This window comes from Allomuricauda sp. CP2A (assembly GCF_001683915.1).
Lineage (GTDB): Bacteria > Bacteroidota > Bacteroidia > Flavobacteriales > Flavobacteriaceae > Flagellimonas.
Genome location: NZ_LXTT01000088.1, coordinates 15,216 through 38,316, shown reverse-complemented (window position 1 = coordinate 38,316; position 23,101 = coordinate 15,216). Strand labels below are relative to the sequence as shown.

Genomic DNA, 23,101 nt, shown 5'->3' with positions numbered 1-23,101 from the left:
AAAATAACACTTCAGCGAAATAAAAAGGGCCCGCATTAACGGGCCCTTTTTTTGGTTGGTTGTCATTTAATTAATCAGTTAAACCGAACCTGTGTCAAGGCAAATGTACTTGGCTCTTCGCCTTCTGCTTTGTAGGTCAGGTACAGCTCTTTCTGAACGCCTTCGGTTTTTTCTATAGATATTGGAATGGTTCCACCTTGACCAGAAAGACCACTTGGGTTCATTTTTCCGGTACCCAAGACTTTTCCATCTGGAGCTCCTGAACGAAGTTCCATGATATAGGGTATAGTGGGCGGAGCTTGCCAACCAATGACCGCGGTTAAAGTGCTCACCCCGGACAAATCCACATCTTCAATTTTCAACCATCCATTGGTGGCATTCAACAATTGTAGTTGTCTTCCACCAAAAGCAATGGACTGCATACCTTCCGTTGGCGTACCCTCTGGGAAACTCATGGTATTGCTTGCCAAAACAACAGTTTCTGAACCTGTTAGCGGTAAGGCCGCTTCAGTTCCTTGATCCGTATAACTTGCCGTCAATAAAAATACCTCTCCATTTTCCTTGGCCTCCGGCGTAACCGTACCTATCAGCGGAAGTGATGGTTTTTTGTTCCCATCTCCCGTCAATGACTGAATATACTGTGCAATTTGTCTGGCCTCCAATTGGGATACATTAGGATGGGCAGGCATTACAACCTCTCCCCAAACACCAGAGCCTCCTCCAATGATTTTTGCCATTAAATAATTGGTGGCGCCACGTTGGGCCTTATACTTTTCGGAAACCTCAAGATAATTGGGTCCAATGGAGGCTTCTTTTTCTTTGTGGCAAGATTTACAATCCAAGCTCAGAGTGAGTGCTTTACCCATAACAGCGCCAGATACTTGTTGATGGCCCAAATTCATATCCACCTCGTCCATCCCAGAACGGTATTCAACCGATACATAAACATTGGCCTCATCAACCTCACTATCCGCATCAGAAACCGAAACTTTATAGTTAATGGGCTGTCCAGGTACGTAAAATGATGTGTTTGCCTGTTCCAAATCTATTGTTACGACTGGACGTTCGTTACCAGCAACAATGGTTTGGTCCATACTTGAAGCTTCTTCACCATCTGAATCCTTAGCGGTCACATTCAATTTATAAGAACCGGCCTCGCTGTAGGTGTAGGTCAACGTTGGTTCGGTGGTTTCTTGGGTTGTGCCATCGCCCAAATCCCAAACATAGGTCATGTCATCACCTTCCCTATCATGGGCTTCAACTGTTGCCGTAACCGAGAGTGGAAGGGAGCCAGAGTCATTGTTTACCACAAAACTATCTATGACAGGAGGACGGTTACCTCCATTGAATTCAATATAACCCAATCCACTGTCCGGGTTTGCAGAGAACCAGCCACTCCCGTATTCCAATAGGTAAACCCGCCCATCGGGACCCATTTCCATATCAATCAAGTTGCTCAATTCAATATCGGAGGCAAAAGGTTCTGTTTTGTTTATGGAGCCGTCTTCAAAAAGATGTACGGCTTTCATCCAGTTCCTCATCCAATCATAGATGATCACCTTCCCGTCATAATAGGCCGGTAATCCACCGCCATTGGGGTACAAATCTGACCAATAGGTAGGCCCTGCCATTGCATTTCTTCCTCCAGTACCAAATTCTGGAAATTCTTGACTCTCTCCATAGTGATAATACGCATAGGCAGGTTTGGCAGGTGGCAACTCACTTAATCCGGTGTTGTTCTTGGAGTCGTTTATGGGTTTTTCTGGATTAAAAACCCTACCTGATTCACCCGTTGCATAGTCGTATTTTCTATACGCAAAATTGTCTCCGATAAACATGGGCCAACCATAATTTCCTGGGCCACGGGCTTGGTTCATTTCATCATATCCACGAGGACCACGGGTTCCAAGACTGTCCACACGGGCATCTGGTCCAATATCACCCCAATACAGGTAGCCCCGTTTTACATCCACAGAGATCCTGTATGGGTTACGATGCCCCATGGTGTATATTTCTGGTCGAGTTTTTTCAGTACCCTCAGGAAAAAGATTCCCTTCGGGAATATCATAGCTTCCGTCTTCGTTAACCTTGATTCTAAGTATTTTACCTCGAAGGTCATTGGTGTTTCCAGAAGAACGTCTCGCATCATACTGTTCTTTTCCCGGTAAATCATTTAAGGGAGCGTACCCGTTGTTCACATATTTTACACCACGTTCGTTAAAGGGTGTGGAATTATCCCCTGTGGATAGATACAGAAGGTTATCGGGTCCAAAGGCAATAGATCCTCCAGTATGGCAGCAAATTTCCCTTTGGCTGTCCACCTCTAGGATAATTTGCTCAGAATCCAAGTCAAAATTGCCATCTATATACTTAAAACGTGAAAGTCGGTTTATCCAGTCATCCCCAGTGGGGGAATAATAAACGTAAATCCAATGGTTCTCTGCATAATTTGGATCTTTTTGCAATCCCATCACTCCTTCTTCGGCATTTACTCCCGGAGCATCCAAGGCTTTATAATACACATCCAAAAAGGCTACTTGGGAGAGCTCTTGGTTCGCATCGGAAAATAACAGTATTTCACCCCTGCGCTGGGCAATCAGCACATCATTGTTTGGCAGAACGGTCATTTCCGTAGGCTCAAAAAATTGCCCTTTGGACAGAACAACCTTGCTAAAGCGATCGGCCTCAGGTGGTGTCTGGGATTTGGCCTTGGTATAATCCAATTCCAAATTTTCACCAATGGCATAGTTGATTCCTCCCAAAAGATGTTTTAAGAACAAATCTTCTGAAAAACTCTCATCGGTATGTCCGCCGGCTGTGTAAAAGGCCCTTCCCCCATCAAAATCATGGTACCAGGCCATCGGATGGTGGTCGCCGTTCTCACCACCCTCATAGGTAGACTCATCCACTGTGACCAAAACGTTTACATCATCATTTAAGTTTTTAAAGTTGTACAGTTCATCGGTTCGGTGCCAAATGCTGTCTGTAAAAAATTCGGTGGACGGGTGATTTTTATCCTTAATGATAAAATCTGCTTCTGGGGTTCCTCTGGGATGACTCAGGAATTGTGCTCCCACCAATTTGTTGTACCAACTCCAGTCATATTCGGTATCGGTGGCCGCATGGATTCCAACAAATCCGCCACCTGATTGAATATAGCGCTCAAAAGCTGCTTCTTGCCTGTAGTCCAACACATTTCCGGTAGTGCTTAAAAAAACAATCGCTGAATAATTTTTCAGCTGATCATCTGTAAAGCGTTCGGCATTGGCAGTGGTATCCACCTCAAAACCGTTTGCAGAACCTAACTTTTGAATGGCTTCCGCCCCTGCGGGAATTGAGGCGTGTACATAGCCCGCAGTTTTTGAAAAGACCAACACTTTTGGTGGGCCATTTCTCTTTTTACTGCAGCTTGTAAGGCCCAATACAAGTGCCACAGCGGTCAATACCAATAAATTTTTCATTAAAGCTAATTTAAGTGCTGTTAAAAATACACATAACTGAATCACTGCGCCAAATTCATTTTTTAAATCTTGCCCCAGTATTTAACATTTACACCTTTTGATGATATATTCAAAACAGCTTTTTATGAAAATTTTAGGATATACGGGCTTGCGTAAGGGGAACTGTATTGGCCGTTCCCACCAAATGAGAGGAAAACCTCCCCAAAAGAATACAGGAAATCGTAGCTTTATAAGCGTAAACCAAAATACCAGAACCGAAGGTGAAGAACCCCAAAAACACATTGCTATTTCTATTGACCGTATTGGTCTTGGCAGCTTGTCAGGACAAAAAAACTGAAGTTGTGGATTTGGCTATTCTAAATGCCAATGTAATTGACCTGGAATCTGGAGAAGTTACGGTAAAAAATATTTATATCACCAATGGTGAAATCAAAGCATTGCTGGCATCAGATTCGGAGAACATATATAAAGCTGATTCTTTAATCGATGCTACCGGAAAATATGTCCTTCCCGGCTTTTGGGACAACCACATTCACCTACGAGGCGGTGACACTTTGATTGCCAACAACAAAAATTTTCTAAAACTCTTTATTGCCAATGGCGTTACAACCGTCAGGGATGCTGGAGGTGATTTGACCACCTCGGTCATGGAATGGAAAAAACAGATTGCCAATGAACGTTTGGTGGGCCCCACCATATTCACCGCAGGCCCAAAAATTGATGGCCCCAATGCTACCTGGGCCGGGTCACTTGTAGTGGATAATGAAGCGGATATTTCTGTGGCATTGGACTCCCTGCAAGCACTGAAGGTTGATTTCGTAAAGCTGTATGATAGTCGATTTTCCGGGGAACTTTACCTCAAAACCATCGAGGAAACCGAAAAAAGGGGACTTACCGTTTCCGGTCACATGCCCTTTACCGTTACTTTGGATGAAACCATAAATGCCGGTATGGATGCCATTGAGCATTTATATTATGTGATGAAGGGTTGCGCCAGCAACGAAGCAGAGGTTACCGAGAAATTGAAAAGTGGGGAAATGGCTTTTTGGGATGCCATGCCCTCCTTGATGAATGGATATACGGACAGTACCGCCCAAAGCACATTTCAAAAATTGAGGGAGAATGAGGTTTTTGTGGTCCCAACCCTTTTCATTGGAAATACGTTGAGCTACCTGGACGAAGTGGACCATTCCAAAGACCCTTATCTAAACTATATGGGCAAAGGGGTTGTTAAAACCTACGAAGGTAGAATTCAAAGCGCATTGCGGTCATCCGAGGATGCACGAAAGAACAGAAAGGCATTGAACACCTTTTTTGGTCAATTGGCCAAATCGCTCAATGCTGCCAATGTCGGTCTTTTGGCAGGTTCGGATTGTGGAGCCTTCAACTCCTATGTGTATCCCGGGATTTCGTTGCACAATGAATTGAAGGCCATGGTAGAAAATGGAATCTCCCCATTGGATGCCTTACGAAGCTCGGCCTACAACGGCGCAACATTTTTGCATAAATCCAACGTCTATGGAACCATTTCCGAAGGAAAAGTATCGGATTTGGTCATTTTAGAAGGCAATCCCTTGGAAAATATCGAGCAGACCCAAAATATTTACACCGTTATCAAGGGAACCCAAGTGTTCAGCAAAGAACAGCTCAACGAACTACTGGAAAGTGCTGCAATGGAATAAAATTATACCATGTCAAATTTTGTTGTTCCTAAAATCTGAATCGACCTGAATATTTGGGATTTGTACTGTTACCCAGTTTGCCAATCCCGATTACAGCTTTTCAGTTAACATCCTTTTAAGAAATCCACTTTGGGTTTTTGGTATCTTTAGCCGACTAATTGACTCAACAATGAAAAAGCTTCTTTACCTCTTGATGCTTCTTGCATCCGCACCCCTATTTTCCCAAAATTTTTCCATGGATTTGGTCCAGGACATGAAACCCAGAAACATCGGCCCTGCCGGAATGAGCGGTCGTGTCACCGCCATTGATGTGCTACATTCCAACCCAGATGTCATGTATGTGGGCACCGCTTCCGGTGGGTTGTGGAAATCTACTTCAGGGGGAATCAAATGGGAACCTATTTTTGATGATCAGGTCACCGCTTCCATTGGAGCCGTGGCCCTCCAACAATCCAATCCCTCTGTTATTTGGGTGGGAACGGGTGAAGGAAACCCCCGGAACAGTCTCAATGGTGGATATGGGATCTATAAATCCTTGGATGGCGGAAAGACTTGGAAATCCATGGGGTTGGAAAAAACCCGGCACATTCATCGGGTTATCATAGACCCCACGGACCCGAATACTGTTTATGTTGGCGCCATTGGCTCACCATGGGGCGAGCATCCGGAGCGTGGTGTATTCAAAACCACGGATGGCGGAAAGACTTGGGAAAAGATTTTGTTCGTCAATAACAAAACGGGGGTGGCCGATTTGGTCATGGACCCCTCCAATCCCAATAAATTGATAGTAGCGATGTGGGAACACAAGCGTGAGCCTTGGTTCTTTAAATCCGGTGGAGAAGGCAGTGGATTGTACATGACCCATGATGGCGGTGTTACCTGGAAAGAAATTACTGATAAAGATGGTTTGCCCAAAGGTGAACTCGGAAGAATTGGAATTGCCATAGCCCGAAACAAGCCCAATATTGTCTATGCTTTGGTCGAAGCAAAGAAAAATGCCCTATACAAATCCACAGATGGTGGGTTTAAATGGGAAAAAATCAATGATAAAAACGACATTGGCAATCGTCCCTTTTATTATTCTGAAATTTATGTGGACCCCCAGAATGAAAATAGGGTGTATTCGGTTTTTACCTATATCAATGTTTCAGAGGATGGTGGCAAAAACTTCACACAGTTGATGCCCGCTTATGGTGTGAGCAATGGAGTGCATCCCGACCATCATGCATGGTGGATACATCCCGAAAATGGCCAGTTTATGTTGGACGGCAATGACGGCGGATTGAACATCACCAAAAATGGAGGCAAAACTTGGCGTTTTATTGGGAATTTGCCCGTGGCCCAGTTTTACCATATCAATGTAGACAATGAGTTTCCCTATAATGTGTACGGAGGCATGCAGGACAATGGTTCCTGGCGCGGACCCGCTTATGTTTGGAAAGAGCAGGGCATTCGCAACAGCTATTGGCAGGAAATTGCTTTCGGGGATGGTTTTGATGTCGTTCCAGATAAAGATGACAGTCAATATGGCTACGCCATGAGCCAGCAGGGCAATGTACGGCGTTACGATTGGGTAACGGGAAACAATTATACGGTTCGCCCTACTCCACCCGACCCGGAGACCATGCTCCGTTTCAATTGGAATGCGGCCATTGGGCAGGACCCTTTTGATAACAGCACCGTGTACTTTGGAAGTCAGTTTGTACATAAATCAACCGATAAGGGTTTGACTTGGGAAGTGATTTCCCCCGATTTGACCACCAACGACAAGGAAAAACAAAAGCAGAGCGAAAGTGGCGGGCTTACCATGGATGCCACTGGTGCTGAAAACCATTGTACCATCATTGTTATTGAGCCTTCTCCGGTTGAAAAGGACATGCTATGGGTAGGAACCGACGATGGCCGGGTACATTATTCCCAAAACGGTGGGGCTTCATGGGTTGAGGTAACCAATAACATCAAAGGACTGCCCAAAGGCAGTTGGATTCCCCAAATTAAAGCTTCCCACAACAATAAAGGTGAGGCACTTTTAATCGCCAATGATTACCGACGGTTCAACTATACCCCCTATGCGTATAGAACCAAGGATTATGGAAAAACTTGGACCCGAATTGTTGACCAAAATGATGTGGAAAGCTATACCCTTTCCATCATTGAAGACCCAGAAAATCCAAATTTGATGTTCTTGGGTACGGATGATGGGCTTTATATTTCCCTCGATGCTGGGAATCAATGGCAAAAATGGAACAAGGGTTTTCCAACGGTATCCACAAAGGATTTGGCCATTCACCCCAGAGAGCAGGACTTGGTGATCGGTACCTTTGGGAGGGCCGCTTGGGTGTTGGATGATATTCGTCCGCTCAGGGCATTGGCGGGAAACACTTCCATTTTACAAAAAGAAATTGGGCTCTTTAACAGCCCGGATGCGTACTTGGCCGCTTACCAACAGCCAACCGGGAGTCGTTTTGGCGGCGATGCACTCTACAATGCCGAAAACAGGAAATCTGGCGCCATGATTACCTATTATCTCAAGGAAGGGAACAAAAAGGAGGAGAAAGCAGAAAAGAAAGATGAAGGAGATGAAGCGTCCAATTCAGAAGAGAAAACCAAGGAAAAAACCAAAGATTCCATCTTCTTTGAATTTTATGATGGGGACAGATTGATACGGACCCTAAAATATAAAACCCCTGAAAAGGGCGGTTTTCACAGGGTTTATTGGAATCTGGATGAAAAAGGCCCTGATTCGCCATCCAGGACCCTCTCAAAAAGTAAAACAGAATCTGGGGGAATCACTGTAAAGCCAGGCACTTACAAGGTAAAAGTCAGCTATGGGGAAGCAACCGATTCCACATCGGTAACCGTAAAAACGGACCCAAGATTGAATACCTCCTTGGCTTCCATCAATGCGGTCCATGCTTTAGGGATGAAACTGCAAGAATATACACAGACCGCTGCAGATGCTGTAAAACAATTGGTAGAGAGCAAGAATTTGGCCAACAAGTATCAAAAAGAACTCCAAGACATGGACAAGGAAAAATACAAGGAGCAGATTGAGGCTTCCAAGACCATTGCAAAGCAAATCGATTCTGTGATCGCCCTTTATCTTGGCAAAGAGGACAAGCGCCAAGGCATTACCCGAAACCCCGAACCATCGGTTATGCTGCGCTTGAATACGGCTGAATCCTACGTCAATTCCAGAAAAACAGGGATTACTGCCACAGAAAAAACGTTGGTGGAATTTGCGGAAGCTGAATTAAAAAATGCTTTGGACAAAACCAATGCATTCTTCAATGAAAAGTGGAAACCCTATCGGAAATCCATAGAATCATTAAATTTGTCGCCCTTTAAAGAAACCGAAACCTTTAGCTTAGATTAATGAAGAGAATATCAAAAAGAGTAACGACCCTATTGGTCGTATTGAGTACTGTAATAGGAAATGCCCAAGAAACGGGAGAGGATAAATGGGGAGCATGGTACATGTATTTTGGAACCAATAAGATTGCAGAACGTTTCAGTGTCCATACCGAGGCCCAGTTCCGTTTTTATGAAACCACCAGTAATTTCAACCAATTATTGCTTCGCACGGGGCTCAATTATCACATCAACCCCAATGCCATAGCCACTGGGGGGTATGGTTTCATTTCAACCGATGGTACGTTTGAAGAGTTTCCCAATGAAACAAACAGCAAGGAGCATCGGATTTTTGAGCAGTTTATTCTAAAGAATAAAGTCTGGGAATTTCTCTTTGAACACCGTTATCGGTTGGAGCAGCGTTTCCTCGATTTTGGTGAAACTACAGACACCCAGCACCGGGCAAGGTACCGTATTCAAATGACCTTCCCGCTGACAGATACCTTTTTCCTGAACTTTTATGATGAACTGTTCATCAATCTACAGGATGATTTGTTTGGCCAAAATAGATTATATGGAGCGGTAGGTGCACATATTACCGAAAACAGCAGCATTCAAGTTGGATACTTAAGGAACCAATTCGCCAATGCGGTCTATGATCGTTTGCAAATTGGGTTCTTTTACAACCCAGATTTAAGGGGACTTTTCAAAAAGCAGGGTGTGGATGGGGATTAACCCTCAAAGGCGCATGTGTCGGATATCAAAATAGTCCAATTCCAGTTCAATGGTGGCATTGTATATTTTACGTAAGGATTTTGCGTAATCTTTTTGATCAATATACCCCTTTAGTTTGTTTTGCCTCAAACGTTGATACCCTTTGCAAAAAGATTTTCTCTTTTTGCAATAGATCAAAAAGTTGATGTAGTTAGAAGCTAAATGAGTCAATATTTGAATGCTTTACGGTTAACGTATTGGACATATTTTTATAACGATTGAACTTGAAAATTCGTATTGTCTTAAATTAAAACTCATTGTCCGTAATCAATCATAAGATGTTGTCTCCTCGAGCGCAGTCGAGAAGTTATTTGAACTTAACATCTTAAAAATGAGGTATCGACTGCGCTCGACCTGACAATGATATTGTCTATATGATCGATTACGGATATTCAAAAATTAAAATCAAAAAATGGATTGATGGCACAAATTATTGACATCACTCCAAATATTGAGTACCTTAGACTTAAACCTAAAAATACTTACGATGAAAAAATTACAAGCACTTGCATTGGGGCTGATTTTAGTAACGGCCTTTAGCTGCAAGCAAGTAAAAAAAGAAGCGGAGGAAACCTCCGAAGAAATAGAAGAAACGGTTGACCAAATGGCCGAAAAAGTGGAGCCAACGGTCATCACGTTTAACATGGAGCCCAAAAGCGATAGTGGTGTAAGTGGAGAGGTCACTTTTACGGAGCATGATGGAAAGGTAGTCATGAAGGCCGTTTTCTCAGGTCTTTCCGAGGGCGAGCATGCCATCCACCTTCACGAAAAAGCAGATTGCTCCGCAGATGACGGGACTTCCACAGGAGGTCACTGGAACCCAACATTCCAACCTCATGGCAAATGGGGCGCCGAAGAAGGGTTTCACAAAGGCGACATCGGTAATTTTACCGCTGATGCTGATGGCAATGCCACTGTGGAGTTTGAAACCGACCAATGGTGTATTGGCTGTGATGATGAGACCATGAACATTTTGGGCAAGGCGGTTATTGTTCACCAAGGTGTGGATGATTTCACTTCGCAACCCAGTGGAGCAGCTGGTGCCCGGATTTCCTGTACCGGTATTATCCAATAAACTATAAAGGAGGGTGTCTAAAAAGTATTGAAACACGTCATTCTGAGAACCTGAATCAACTTCAGGTTGACGAAAACTGACTTTTTAGACAACCCTCTTTTCACCTATCACTCACCTAAAACTAACTGCTATGAAAGACAAAACCTATTCCAATGGTGAAATCACCGTGGTCTGGAAACCCAAGCTTTGCCAGCATGCCGGAGTTTGCGTAAAAATGCTGCCCAAGGTGTACAACCCGAAAGAAAGACCTTGGATCAAAGTTGAAAATGCAACCACACAAGAATTGAAGGACCAGATATCCAAATGTCCCTCTGGGGCATTGAGCTATTACTAAAAACGCCCAGGGCTATGGAAAAGGAATATAAGCTTGTTGACAACATTGAGGCCAAACAGTTTCAATTTGATTTGGGCGATGCCATCGCAAAAATTGAATACATAAAGGCCAAGGAAAAAATCTATCTGACCCATACCGAAGTCCCCAACTCTTATGAAGGCAAAGGCATTGGTTCAGAACTCATAAAGCAGACGCTTGAGCATATCAAATCCCAAGATTGGACCCTTATTCCGCTCTGCCCCTTTGTGGCCCTTTACCTAAAACGGCATCCCCAATGGAAAGAATTGGTGTTGAAAGGAATCAATATCGCATAATCCAGTTTGCCAAGGTTTTCTTGTTGTCAAAACCCCTACTTTTGTCAGCTGACAACCAACCATGTCCAAATTCCAGAACAGTATTACCATCAATCCTGCAAAAAGTCCATTTTTTTATGGCTACGTCATCCTGTTTATGGGCACGCTGGGGGTGTATTGCAGTATTCCCGGACAAACCATTGGGGTTTCGGTCTTTACCGATCCCGTAAAAGATGCCTTGGGACTCAGCCGTAATCAATTTAGCAATGCCTATATGATCGGAACCATTATGAGTTCCCTGTTCATTAGCCGTGGTGGTGTTTGGTTTGACCGTTATGGTGCCCGCTATGTGGCCTTTTTTGCCACTTTGGTCTTGGCAGCAACCCTCTTGCTCTGTTCGTGGTCGGCACAGATGAGCGAGTTCATCAAACAAGCCTTGAACCAAGAAACATGGATCATTCCTTTTGTGTTGATTACCTGCCTGTTCTTTCTCTTGCGTTTTACGGGTCAAGGCATCTTGACAATGGCCTCCCGAAACATGATCATGATCTGGTTCGATAAAAACCGGGGAAAGGTAAACATGTTCAGCAGCGTTGCCCTTTCCTTTGGGTTTTCCTCCTCACCGCTTTGGGTCAGTGCATTGATAGACGGAAATGGGTGGCAGAATGCATGGCGCTATTTGGCATTGGGATTATTTGTTTTCAGCATTTTGGTGTTTCTTTTTTATAAAAACAAACCCGAGGAGCATGGACTTTTCCCCGATGGGTATAAGAACGGTACGGAAACGGACGACAAAACTCCACAAATTGGGTACAAACAATTCAACCTTAAGGAAGCCATGGCAACCCGTGCCTTTTGGATGTATGCCTTTATGTTGGCTTTCAACAGTTTTTTTATTACTGGATTGACGTTTCATGTCATCTCCATTTTTGCCAGCGAAGGCTATCCGAAAGAAGATGCCATCGCCATTTTTCTGCCGGGTTCAGTGGTCGCAGTTACCGTCTCTACCGTCTTCAATTGGTTGAGTGACAGTCTTCCCTTAAAATTATATCTCTATTTGATGCTGGCTGGCGGTATTTTGGCCGCGTCGGGCTTTTTGTTCCTGGCCTACCCTTTTGGAATCCCTTTTTTAGTGGCCGGGTTTGGAATCATGGGCGGTTTTTTTGCAGTATTGAACGCCATTGCCTGGCCTCGCTTCTATGGGCGTGACCACTTGGGTGCCATTACGGGAAAAGTGATGAGTTTTTTGGTCTTGGCCAGTGCTTTGGCCCCACCTATTTTTAGTTTCTTTTTCTCCACTTTTGGGTCCTATCGCTTGGTTGGGTATTTGGGTTTGGCCTTCCTTACCTTTATGGCTCTGGCTAGTATCAAAGCCAAAAATCCACAATAACCAATATCCTAGTGGAGAGCCCATTTCCACTCTTTTTAAAGAGCTCTATAAAAATAAAGAACCAACACTATTTTTTATATCTTTAGCTGCCTTGCTATGGATCTAGATAACCTCATACAACAATTCCAAAAGAAAGATAAGGTCGCGTTTGAGACGTTGTACGATATGTATGCTGAAAACATTTGTGGGGTCATCAATGTAATCCTCAAGGACCCAGAGCGTTCCCAAGAACTTTGTCAGGATGTGTTTGTGAAGATTTGGAACAAATCCGATCAGTACGACACCTCCAAAGGCCGTTTTTTTACTTGGATATTGAATATTGCACGGAACACCGCAATCGATGAACTGCGCTCAAAATCCCATAAAAACCAAAAGAAAAACCTAGCTGTTGATTCTCTCGTAGGTATTTATGAAAATAGTGAGGACCTCAATGGTAAAATTGATACGATTGGGCTACAATCCCTGTTAAAAGGGCTAAAAGACAAGTGTATCATTCTGATAGACATGCTCTATTTTAAGGGATTTACCCAAAAAGAAGCTGCCAAGGAGCTTAAAACACCCATTGGCACCATAAAAACAAGAATACGAAGCTGTATTTCCGAGATTCGGAAAAAAATGGCATAACACATGGACGTTGAAAAGTACATAGCATCCGGAATTTTGGAACTCTACGTTGCTGGGGCATTGTCGCCCGAGGAAAACTTGGAGGTGCAGCACTATGCCATACAATATCCCGAAGTAAAGAAGGAAATCGAGGCCATTGAGGCGGCCATGTTAGAGCTTACACGCACAACCTCCCCAAAAATGCCCGCAGATGCCTTTTCCAAAATACGGGCCGAATTGGATGAGGTGATTCCATTTATGCCTACGGCATCCGAAAAGAAGACACCGTGGAGCAATTACCTAGGTTGGGCTGCATCAATACTATTTGCAGTAGGTATGTTATGGATGTATATGCAGAACAGTGACTTAAAATCGGAAATTGAGGTCACCCATCAAGAAAAAGAGAGTCTGGAAGAAATCATTTCAACCACCCGTGAAGAAGTTGCTGACAAAGAGAGCTTATTGCAAGAGCTTCGGGATAGAAATGTGACCGTTGTGGCTCTTGGTGGCCAAACCGTTTCCCCAAACTCCTATGCAAAGGCATACTGGAACAAAGAAGAGCAAAAAGTGATTATAGATGCCCAGGGACTTCCCGATCCACCGCCAGGATTCACCTATCAGGTCTGGTCCTTGAAATTGGATCCCTTGACCCCCACCAGCCTTGGTTTGTTGGATGATTTGGCATCAGACGACACAAAATTGTTCACCCTTGAAAACCCAAATGCATCAGAAGCTTTTGGTATTACTTTAGAACCAGAAGGCGGAAGCGAGACTCCTACTCTGGAGCAATTGTACACACTGGGCGCGGTTGGAGCCTAATCCATTCTTTTTTAAATATAGTTTTATGTAACTGGTTACTTATTTTTAATATATTTGCGTAACTAGTTACGTATTTATATGGAGGCCGATTTTTTACAGGAAATACAACATTTAGGATTTACCGCACGTATAAAAAGACTCAATGAAAAACTTGTCGCAAGTACGTTAGAGCACTATTCGGATTTAGGCTTTGGTGTTGAGCCCAATTGGCATGTCATATTTTTGCTGTTGAAGGAAAGGGAAAAACTTACCGTGACAGAAATTGCCAGTACTTTGGGGTTTTCACATCCAGCCATAATCAAAATTACTCGAAAAATGAAGGCTCAGGGATATCTTGAAAGCCATAAAGACCCGAATGATGCCCGGAAGACTTTTATTCAACTCTCCAAAAAAGGAGAAGATGCGTTGCCTTCTTTTGAGAAAGAATGGGATCGGATTAGGGAGATACTAAAAGAGTTCGTCAGTGATGTATTTCTTGAAAACCTGAATCAGTTGGAGCAAAATCTTAATACTGCAAGCTTTAAAGAGCGTTACCAGAAACGTTTTGGACCAAAAGCGTACACCATTCGAAATGCTAGACCACAAGATTTTAAGGCTATCGGCAAACTTATGGTAGATGTGTACTCTGGCCTGGAAGGGTTCCCCAAAGCGAATGAACAGCCGCAATACTATAAAACCTTGGCCAACATAGGGGATTTTACCCAAAAACCTGAGGTGGAACTTTTGATGGCCCTATCTCATGATGCAAAAATCCTTGGTGCCGTTCTTTACTTTGGGGATATGCAGCATTATGGTGCCGGGGGAACGGCTACCCAAGAAAAAAATGCCTCAGGATTTCGATTGTTGGCTGTTGACCCTTCAACCCGAGGGTTGGGCATAGGAAAGGCCTTAAGTGTTGCTTGTATTGAAAAGGCAAGAAAAAAAGGACATTCACAGGTTGTTATCCACAGTACCGCATATATGAAGGTTGCTTGGAAAATGTATGAAAAACTGGGATTCGTCCGCTCAGAGGATTTGGATTTTAAACAAGAGGACCTCCAAGTATATGGGTTTCGGTTACAACTGGAATGATATAGTCTTCGCAATGATGTAAATGAAAACAGCTTGGTATTGCCAAGCTGTTTTCCCCGAATCAATTAACGTACCAAAAACCGTCAACTTAAAGTTTCACTCCCACTCCAAATCCAAAAATCCATGGATTGATATCCACATCTGCAACCACTGTGGCTCCCAATGCCGTAGTAGCGTTTACCGTCACATCAGTATTCAAGAATAATTTTTTGACATCAAGGTTTAGAAACCATTTATCATTGAGCATGAAGTCAAAACCTCCCTGCAAGGCATAACCTACGGCAGTATCATAATCCACATCATCTGCAACAGGGCCTTCATCCACCCCATAGAACAAGGTAAGGTTTAGCCCGGCACCCAAATAGGGCACAAAATCTCCTCCGGTAAAATGGTATTGACCTGTCAACGTTGGGGGCAGCAACCAAACATGGCCCAAATCTATATCACCTGCTGCGGTTCCAACGGCTTCAACATCATGTTTTGTGGTGGCCAAAATCAATTCCATTGACCATTTTTCATCAAAGAAATATGAGATATCAAATTCAGGCACAAATGCCGTAGAAATGGATGCATCTCCCCCAATCGCTTCAATATCCGCGCTTTCATCCGGGGTCACCACAATGCCCCGCAGGCGGAACTGCCATGGACCTCCATCATTGCTCGAAGAAGAATCTTGGGCCATTATGCCATTCATCATTCCCATTAACGCTACCACTGCTAAAAGTGCTGTTTTTCTCATTGTTTTGTATTTTAAGGTTGAGCAAAACTACCTAGCAGTGGTTTCCAAGAATATGATGTTTATCATTGGAAAATAGTTTTTGGCACTATATTCACAGTAATCTATTATGATGTTTAAATCAAAAAAAAGGCAACTAAAACCATTTTTTACGCTTAAAGATGATAATGGAAATCAAGGTAACGACCAACATCAATCCTAAAAGGATAAAATAGCCATAATGCCATTTTAACTCTGGAATATTTTCAAAATTCATTCCATAGATACCAACCATGAAAGTGAGTGGGATAAAAATTACGGAGAAAATGGTGAGCGTTTTCATCACCTCGTTCAATCGGTGTCCCTGGATACTGAAAAAGAGGTTGATCTGACTTTCCAACTCGTGGATATCCGAATCAATGTCGTTGGTGAGCCCGTTGATTTGCTCCCGAAGTTCACTGAAATATTTGGTCTGAAATCCTTTTACCTCCACTCGCTCCAGTCGTACCACAATATCACGGAGTCCATGTGATGCCTTTTTAAATTGATGGATCATGGCCTTTTTTTGTTCCACTTCAAACATAAACTCCGGGGTGGGTTCCAAATTGGTGGCGCGGTCCAGCATATTCTCCATTAACACGATTTCTTCGTACTTCTCCCTATAATTGGAAATTATGGTCTCCAGTATAAAGTATAGCAAATAGTCTGCCCGCTTCTTCCTGATGATGCCTTTGTTGTCAAAAATCCGGGCGCGAATCCAATCAAAATGATCTCCACGCTTTTCTTGGATGCACCAAATAAAGTCCTTACCTGCCACAAAAAATAGTTGTTCAGATTCCAAATTTTGGTTTTCTGTTTTTAAAATCCGAACAGCAATGAAAAGCTGTTCTTCCAACTCAATGACCTTATTCCCCAGATTTTGATTAGCCAATAGTCTTAAAAGAAAATCATCCAGTTCATTGTTCAGCACCACGATCCTAAACTCATCCATATAATTTAATCCATAGGTATTGATCCATGTGATGGTCTTGTCCTTTTTGGAAAGTTGCATATCCTCCGCCAAGGAAAACTTACGGTTGTAGTATTCATCGGTGGAGTAGTTGATGACCCATGTATTATTTTCAAAATCTGTTGTCATTGTAGTAAAAGTAAATACGTTATTTGTAGTTTAGAGTAATAAGTTAACCCAAATTAATTAAGTATAGCGCATGTTAGATCCAATGTCCTTTAAAAACGAGATCCTGTTCACCGTAATTCTACTGGTGGTGATCATTGCCGTTAATTCGTTAAGCAAACGGGCCATCCGAAGGTATGGAAAGACCAGTTCCATTGATATGAACAGCAGGAAGATTATTTTTTATCTGAGCAATCTTTTTTTCTATGTCTTGGCGTTCGTGGGGATTTCCTTGATTTGGGGTGTCAATTTAAAGGATTTTTCCCTTTTTCTCTCATCCGTACTTGCTATTGTGGGCATTGGTTTTGTGGCCCAATGGTCCATTCTTTCCAATTTAACGGCCAGTGTCATCTTGTTTTTTAGCCATCCATTGCGATTGGGGGACCGTATCAGGGTCCAGGACAAGGATTTTGATTGGACGGGCAAGGTTGAGGACATCAGTGGCTTTTATCTTTTTATGCGAACAGATGATGGACGAAGGATCACCATTCCCACCAATTTGGTCATCCAAAAGGGAATTGAGATTCTTAAAAACGAAGAAGAGGAGGCCCAAGAACAAACAGCAAAGGATTAAATGCAATACGCCACGGAAAAACCATGGCGTATCCAAAACAACAACCAAGCAATAGCATGAACCACCGCTAAATTTTAACTAGTAATGCCCAGAGCCAGTTATAAACTCAAGATTTGGGATTCTTTTACGGGCCCCAGTTCATAAATGGCACCTACCAATTCCTGCTTTAGTTCCTTTACCTTTTTATAGTTGCCATTGGCTTTATAGATTTCTGCAGCTTGGGAAAGCACTTCGGGCTCAAAGGTTTTGCCTGCGATATGTTTTTCCACCAGCTCCAATGCCTTTTCTTTGTCTCCTTTTTTGTAGTAACTATAGGCCAAAAGTCCATACGATTCTGGGGTAGGCCTGTTTTCAACTTCCTTTTTGGCCAGTTTCATTGCCTTTTCCTGAACTTCCATGTCAATGTAAAAATCCACATTATGGGCATTGTACATAGCGCCATAATCTGTTCGTTGCACTTTTTTATAGTAGTTGTCCAAGGCCTCAAGCTTAAGCACTTCGTCACCTATGAATTCTGCAATTTCCGCCTTCAACAGATAGTAGTCGGGGGACTGGTATTTCACAAGGATGGAATCCAAGATTCGCAAAGCCTCCTCCCCATTGCGCTCATGGGAGTACACAATCCATGCAATTCCTTTTTTGGCATAGGCATTTTGTGGGTCAAGTTGCAATGCCTTTAAGTACAATTGGTATGAATCTTCAATGCGTCCGGCATGGCCATAAAAATCAGCCAAGTTGGTATAGGACCATAAGAGCATGTTTTTATTTTTGGACGATTCTGCCTTTTGGGCCGCCTTTTCCATAAAACGGATAGCGGTATCCAAATCACCTTTATGATCGTTCCATTTGGCCAATCGAATCAAATACCCAAAATCTGACATGTTACTGATACTATCCAGATACGCATGGGCTTCGTCATAATTGCCCAATTCCATGTGAACATCAAAGAACAGTCCTTGGGTAGCTTTAGCGCCACTTCCCATTTTTTGGGCTTTTTGGGCCAATTCCAAGGCTTCCCTAAATCGGTGTTGGGAAATATAATTACGTGCCAAGGCCCTGTAGTAACCTGCTTTTCCAACGGCAGCAATATCAACTGCCTTTTGCAGCGATTGCTCTGCCATTTTTAAATATTTGATGTCACCAGTTCCCTGGAAAAATCGATTGTACTCCCCTGCCACATTTCCCAGGCTCAACAATTGCAAGCTGTCTGGTCTTATCTTGGAATCCCAAAGCTTAAAGTACTTTGAAGTGGTCTTTACCGGTTCCGCTGCCAAATAGTGATTATAATCTTCTTGATTGGTACTGAAACCCATTTCTTGTTTGCATGACAATAAAACCATTGTCATCAAAAAAAGTAGTGTGTATTTTAATTTAAAAGTGTCCATAATTGAATTGTGTTGTTGTTAAAAAAGGGAGAGGACGAGCCTCTCCCCGCTCCTTTTCATAGCAATTACTCAGGATCTCCCAAATAAGGGAAAGTTGTTGAAATGTTTGCTGTAAGTCCAACACCATCTGATGTCAGTCTTGGCAAATCTGCCATTCCGTCGTCATCCAAATCCTGACCACTGAAACGATCTCCTTCAGCTCCACCGAAGAACAAAATCAGGGAAACGTCAATGATGTCATCATTGGGATGTCTTCCCGTCAAGGCTACCTCATCACCATCCGGCACCAAGATTCTGCCGTCATTATCAAAATCCGTTCCCGGATTGAAATAGGTAGTGGGTAAATCCGGGGCCACTTCCAAGACATCTGCTGCCAACACGGTAGTGAGTGTGGCTGCATCCAACCCTAAAATGTTGTTTTCATAGTTTACATCTGCTGGATCTAGACCCAGTTTTAGGGCATACACATCATGATACTGCTCCAATCTGGCCTGAAAACCTGCTTGAAAGGTAGCTCCCATCTCTGATGGAATAGTAGTGTTGTGCGCATCCTTTACGCTGGGTTCTCCCTCCATGTCAAAGCTCAGGGTTGTATTGATTCCGGGTCTTCCCAAGTGGTCTACTTGTGCATAGGTTCCGCTGAAATCAACCCCCATCATGTCATCATCATCCATCATCATGTCATCATCCATCATCATATCATCATCCATACCTGTGAAGTCTGGAGATTCGTCATCATTACTACATCCTGTTGCCAAACCTAAACTTAGCGTCAAGGCCATTACATATGTTATCTGTTTTAGTCTCATGTTTTTTCTTTTTGAAGTTTTTATTGTTTTCTATTTGTGGTCACCCAAGTTTTGTACACGGTGAGTCCCAAGGCATTGGTGGCCGTGGGTGCTCCCAACATATCATTGGGGATTTCCACGATGATGGACAAGGTATTTGCACCATCAAATGTGTCCGCTGCCTCTTCCAGTGGAAGGAATCCACCCGGCGCTGAATCTGTTTCAGGAGAAATCACTGCATTGAATTGGAAGAAATCAAAAAAGAAAGGGTCTTGTCTGGGACCTGCGAACAGCGAAACACCATCTGATGTGGTCTCCACGGTTGGGGTTGTACCAGAAATCTCCACATCACCCAATGGATAATCGGTAAGTACCTGACTGTTCAATCCTGTTTGACCAGGAGCAGTTGGTCCAAAAAAGTACATTCTGCCATCCCTTGCAATAGCTTGAATGACCTGATCTTCGACCAAATCGCCATCCAAATCTATGTTGATCTCCGTGAGCACATCTTCATCAAAAGTACCATAGGCCAATTCGGGAAGGACATCGGATTGTACATCCACTACAAATACCGTATTGTCCGAACCCTCACTGGGCTCAAAGGCATAAAAGTCGGCAATGTCCGCTGTGGAACCTGCCGCTGACGGTGCGTCAATGTGATCTGCTGATACCAATGCAATGGCCAAAAAAGCCAAGGCTCCAAAGCCCATTACAATTTTTGTTGTTTTTTTCATGTCATCTGTTTTTTAAGATTCTTACACCTCTACCTACGGAACCTTGTGAAGGGCGGTTTGGTTTTTATTTGTTAAAAAATTCTTAACGGGTTTTTAACGGTGGAAAGGGGTTCCCCTCTTAAAATGTCCTATAATTTGCGTTACTTTGACCCGCAAACATGACACAATGAACCCTTCAGCTTCTGGATGGATTAGTAAGTTTGGCCACCTTGTTGACAAGGAGACCGAAATTTTTTCTGATTTTGAGAGCTTGTACCAAGAACTTAAAAGGAATGGGTTCGTATATGGTGTGCATCTGGACATCCCCCCTTTTATTGAGGTGGAACACACCCTCAGCGAGGACGAGATTGCAAAGATCAATTTGCTCACCGCGCTCTATTTTACCTTTCAATTTGAAAAGAAAAATGCTGACTTTACCGATTTTGTCAATACTATTTTTGAGTATTACAAAGCCTTGGAAGTGGGCCAAATTTCTATTCTCAACAAGATTTTGAGCGGTTCCAAAACTGAGTCACAGCTGGAAAAGTTGATTGATTCCCGAATCTATTTGGGAGGAAATGCGTTCAACCGTGCCTTTGGCAATAGTTTGACCAATTCCCTTCTCTATGTGGATGTATTGATTTTTAGAATCTATTTGCATGGCAAGATTCCAATGATGGCGCACGCCCAATTGTTGGAATATGTTACCATTAACATTGCATACCACGCCCTGAACTCCAAAGAGACCCACGAAACAGATGCCAAATTACTACAACTGTTGGCCTCTTCCCTAACGTATGTCAATCTGGATGAGGCAAAATTTGATGGTTCCTACCGTGATCTGTTCAGTCAGAATTTTACCCAGATCGAGAAGAATTATTTTCTGGATATGGCCTGCTTGACCATCTGGGAGGACAAGTCTTTGGACTATACCGAATCCGACTACATTTTTGGCCTTGGAAAGGACTTGGGAAAGTCGGAAAAAGAAGTGCAATCTGAACTGAATTTTGTGAAGAATTTTTTTGAAAACAACAAGGACAAAATTGCCTACTTGAACGACAAAAATTTAGCCGTCCAATTCTATGACGGCATGTCAAAAAATGTGAGTAAATTAATTCTCAGAAATAGCAAAAGACTCAAAAAAGAGCTTTTGGAAAGTAGGGAACTTTTGGCGCTTTTATCCAAGTCAACCGTCAAGGATCTAAGTGCCGAAGAGAAGAAAAAAGTGCAGAACCAATTGTTGGATATTTGTAAAAGTATTCCCTCCTTGGCCATTTTTATGCTACCGGGCGGAGCTCTTTTGTTGCCCATTTTCATCAAGCTGATTCCCAAATTGCTTCCGTCCGCTTTTGATGACAACCGCATAGAGGAAAACTAGCCTTTTTGAAGCAAAAAAGCCACTATAAGAAAAATTTATAGTGACTTTTTATATATCTTAATATTTTGATTTTCAGATTTTTATTATATTTCACTCCAACCATAACTTAAAATCTTTTACACGCTCCCTGCTCACAATGATTTCTTGCTCAGTAAAGCGTTTCATCTTGATTTGAAGCCTGGAATTGGTATATGAAATGATGTCGTTTATGTGGCTGACGTTCACATAAAATTTTCGGCTCACCCTAAAAAAAAATTTTGGGGATAGCTCCTCCTCCAACTGCTCCAAAGTGGTGTCCAACAAATAATTTCTTCCATCGGAAGTTGCCGCATAGGTTCCCTTGTTCTCCGAATAAAAACATTCCACATCATCCGCATTTACAATTTTTAAATGCTGTCCCACTTTTACCGTAAAGCGTTTTTTGTACTCCCGATCCAGAGGGTCTATCAACAATTTTTTAATGTCGTTGAAATCCACCGAAATTTTTCGGTTTTCCGGTTTAAAATTCTGGTACTTTTTTACGGCACTTTCCAGATCTTCGTCATCGATGGGTTTGAGCAAATAATCGATGCTGTTCAACTTGAATGCTTGGAGTGCATATTCATCAAAAGCGGTAGTGAAAATAATGGCGCTTTTTACATCGACCACATCAAAAATTTCAAACGACAGACCATCGGATAATTGAATGTCCAGAAAAATAAGATCAGGTTGCGGATTGTTCTGGAACCACTCAATGGATTCATCCACGGAATGCAACATGGTGGAAACATCCACGCCCAGTTCTGCCAGCAATCGACTTAATCGTCTTGCGGCCGGTTTTTCATCTTCGATGATGATTACGTTCATTGTTTTTGGTATTGGCTATTTTTTCTGTTATCGGTACTTCTTGGTTTCGTTTTCCTCTTTTTCCAAATATTTTTGGATTTGGCGCTCCTCCCATTTTTGAAGGAAGGTCAATTTATATCGAAATAGATATGCTGCATGCACCGCCAATATTGCTATCCAAATTACCAGATGGATGTCCACCCAATTAAAATAATAGGGCTTTAAAGGGAATCCTTCTGGAAGGAACGATTGCAACACCCCACTTTTCATCAGGTATAGAAAGACGTTTACTGCTACAAATATTAGTACGTGTCGGTAAAAATCCTTCAATTCTTTGACCCGCTTGCTTGCCTTGGCGTATTTGTTCTCTAGGTTTTCCATGTTGTATGCCTATACGTACTTGTCCGCGTCTTTCTTGTCTTTATCAATATACTTTTGGATTTGCCGCTCTTCCCAGTTTTTTCCAAATATCAAGCTAAATCCAAATACCTTCGCCCCATGCATGGTTAAACCTATGCCCCAAGCAAACAGGGTGATGAAATGGGGCCACTGCCAAAAATGATCGGAATGCAGATAGATATTCAAAAGTATAAATGTATTGATCACCAGGTAGATGGAAAGGTGAATATAAAATCCTTTCATTTCTTCCACCCGTTTTTTGGCCCTTTTATATTTGTCTTTTTCCAAATTTTCCAT

Annotated in this window: 21 protein-coding genes; 12 read left to right on the top strand and 9 right to left on the bottom strand. The window is 42.8% G+C overall.

Annotated features, from left to right (window positions below):
• Positions 1-74 precede the first annotated feature (74 nt).
• The gene (locus tag A7D14_RS10515) at positions 75-3,461 is read right to left on the bottom strand and encodes a ThuA domain-containing protein (protein ID WP_067033963.1); all 3,387 of its coding nucleotides are present in this window, start codon (positions 3,459-3,461) and stop codon (positions 75-77) included.
• Between the two features lie 260 nt (positions 3,462-3,721).
• On the opposite strand from A7D14_RS10515, the gene A7D14_RS10510 reads away from it, so the two are divergent.
• The 10 genes from A7D14_RS10510 to A7D14_RS19655 all read left to right on the top strand — a co-directional run bounded on the left by A7D14_RS10510 (position 3,722) and on the right by A7D14_RS19655 (position 14,853).
• Positions 3,722-5,143 (top strand): amidohydrolase family protein, encoded by a 1,422-nt coding sequence (locus tag A7D14_RS10510; protein WP_067033961.1) that lies wholly within the window; start codon positions 3,722-3,724, stop codon positions 5,141-5,143.
• 169 nt (positions 5,144-5,312) lie between these two features.
• On the top strand, positions 5,313-8,519 hold the full coding sequence (locus A7D14_RS10505) for a VPS10 domain-containing protein (RefSeq protein WP_067033960.1): 3,207 nt from the start codon (positions 5,313-5,315) through the stop codon (positions 8,517-8,519).
• Entirely contained in the window at positions 8,519-9,229 is a 711-nt protein-coding gene (locus tag A7D14_RS10500) for a DUF2490 domain-containing protein (protein WP_067033959.1), read from the top strand. Before A7D14_RS10505 ends, A7D14_RS10500 begins: the two co-directional genes overlap by 1 nt.
• Positions 9,230-9,755: 526 nt before the next feature.
• Positions 9,756-10,343 (top strand): superoxide dismutase family protein, encoded by a 588-nt coding sequence (locus A7D14_RS10495; protein ID WP_067033958.1) that lies wholly within the window; start codon positions 9,756-9,758, stop codon positions 10,341-10,343.
• A gap of 130 nt (positions 10,344-10,473) precedes the next feature.
• Positions 10,474-10,677 (top strand): (4Fe-4S)-binding protein, encoded by a 204-nt coding sequence (locus tag A7D14_RS10490; RefSeq protein WP_067033957.1) that lies wholly within the window; start codon positions 10,474-10,476, stop codon positions 10,675-10,677.
• A gap of 14 nt (positions 10,678-10,691) precedes the next feature.
• A complete protein-coding gene (locus tag A7D14_RS10485) occupies positions 10,692-10,991 on the top strand; it encodes a GNAT family N-acetyltransferase (RefSeq protein ID WP_067033955.1) in 300 nt (99 codons plus the stop codon).
• A 61-nt stretch (positions 10,992-11,052) separates the two neighbouring features.
• Positions 11,053-12,360, top strand: a complete 1,308-nt coding sequence (locus tag A7D14_RS10480; RefSeq protein WP_067033954.1) for an MFS transporter — start codon at positions 11,053-11,055, stop codon at positions 12,358-12,360.
• Between the two features lie 96 nt (positions 12,361-12,456).
• Positions 12,457-12,984, top strand: a complete 528-nt coding sequence (locus A7D14_RS10475; RefSeq protein ID WP_067033953.1) for an RNA polymerase sigma factor — start codon at positions 12,457-12,459, stop codon at positions 12,982-12,984.
• A gap of 3 nt (positions 12,985-12,987) precedes the next feature.
• On the top strand, positions 12,988-13,782 hold the full coding sequence (locus A7D14_RS10470; RefSeq protein WP_067033951.1) for an anti-sigma factor domain-containing protein: 795 nt from the start codon (positions 12,988-12,990) through the stop codon (positions 13,780-13,782).
• Between the two features lie 78 nt (positions 13,783-13,860).
• The gene (locus tag A7D14_RS19655) at positions 13,861-14,853 is read left to right on the top strand and encodes a bifunctional helix-turn-helix transcriptional regulator/GNAT family N-acetyltransferase (RefSeq protein ID WP_083158056.1); all 993 of its coding nucleotides are present in this window, start codon (positions 13,861-13,863) and stop codon (positions 14,851-14,853) included.
• A gap of 88 nt (positions 14,854-14,941) precedes the next feature.
• Here A7D14_RS19655 and A7D14_RS10460 read toward each other — a convergent pair whose 3' ends face one another.
• Entirely contained in the window at positions 14,942-15,592 is a 651-nt protein-coding gene (locus A7D14_RS10460) for an OmpW/AlkL family protein (RefSeq protein WP_067033950.1), read from the bottom strand.
• 133 nt (positions 15,593-15,725) lie between these two features.
• Entirely contained in the window at positions 15,726-16,706 is a 981-nt protein-coding gene (locus tag A7D14_RS10455) for a CorA family divalent cation transporter (protein WP_067033949.1), read from the bottom strand.
• Positions 16,707-16,776: 70 nt separating this feature from the next.
• Between A7D14_RS10455 and A7D14_RS10450 the strand changes: the two genes are divergently transcribed.
• Complete coding sequence (locus tag A7D14_RS10450; protein ID WP_067033948.1) at positions 16,777-17,316, top strand: mechanosensitive ion channel family protein; 540 nt, start codon at positions 16,777-16,779, stop codon at positions 17,314-17,316.
• Between the two features lie 98 nt (positions 17,317-17,414).
• Here the strand turns inward: A7D14_RS10450 and A7D14_RS10445 are convergent, their stop codons facing one another.
• The 3 genes from A7D14_RS10445 to A7D14_RS10435 form a co-directional block, all read right to left on the bottom strand.
• On the bottom strand, positions 17,415-18,701 hold the full coding sequence (locus tag A7D14_RS10445; protein ID WP_067033947.1) for a tetratricopeptide repeat protein: 1,287 nt from the start codon (positions 18,699-18,701) through the stop codon (positions 17,415-17,417).
• 65 nt (positions 18,702-18,766) lie between these two features.
• Positions 18,767-19,510 carry a DUF4331 family protein gene (locus A7D14_RS10440; RefSeq protein WP_067033946.1) on the bottom strand — a complete coding sequence of 248 codons (744 nt, stop codon included), beginning with the start codon at positions 19,508-19,510 and terminating at the stop codon, positions 18,767-18,769.
• Between the two features lie 20 nt (positions 19,511-19,530).
• The gene (locus A7D14_RS10435) at positions 19,531-20,223 is read right to left on the bottom strand and encodes a DUF4331 family protein (RefSeq protein ID WP_067033944.1); all 693 of its coding nucleotides are present in this window, start codon (positions 20,221-20,223) and stop codon (positions 19,531-19,533) included.
• 166 nt (positions 20,224-20,389) lie between these two features.
• On the opposite strand from A7D14_RS10435, the gene A7D14_RS10430 reads away from it, so the two are divergent.
• Positions 20,390-21,580, top strand: a complete 1,191-nt coding sequence (locus A7D14_RS10430; protein WP_067033942.1) for an LETM1-related biofilm-associated protein — start codon at positions 20,390-20,392, stop codon at positions 21,578-21,580.
• 90 nt (positions 21,581-21,670) lie between these two features.
• Here the strand turns inward: A7D14_RS10430 and A7D14_RS10425 are convergent, their stop codons facing one another.
• From A7D14_RS10425 to A7D14_RS10415, 3 genes are read right to left on the bottom strand one after another with little or no spacing between them, the layout of a single operon-like run.
• Entirely contained in the window at positions 21,671-22,426 is a 756-nt protein-coding gene (locus tag A7D14_RS10425) for a LytR/AlgR family response regulator transcription factor (protein ID WP_067033940.1), read from the bottom strand.
• A gap of 27 nt (positions 22,427-22,453) precedes the next feature.
• Positions 22,454-22,786 (bottom strand): 2TM domain-containing protein, encoded by a 333-nt coding sequence (locus A7D14_RS10420; RefSeq protein WP_067033938.1) that lies wholly within the window; start codon positions 22,784-22,786, stop codon positions 22,454-22,456.
• A 9-nt stretch (positions 22,787-22,795) separates the two neighbouring features.
• On the bottom strand, positions 22,796-23,101 hold the full coding sequence (locus tag A7D14_RS10415; RefSeq protein WP_067034046.1) for a 2TM domain-containing protein: 306 nt from the start codon (positions 23,099-23,101) through the stop codon (positions 22,796-22,798).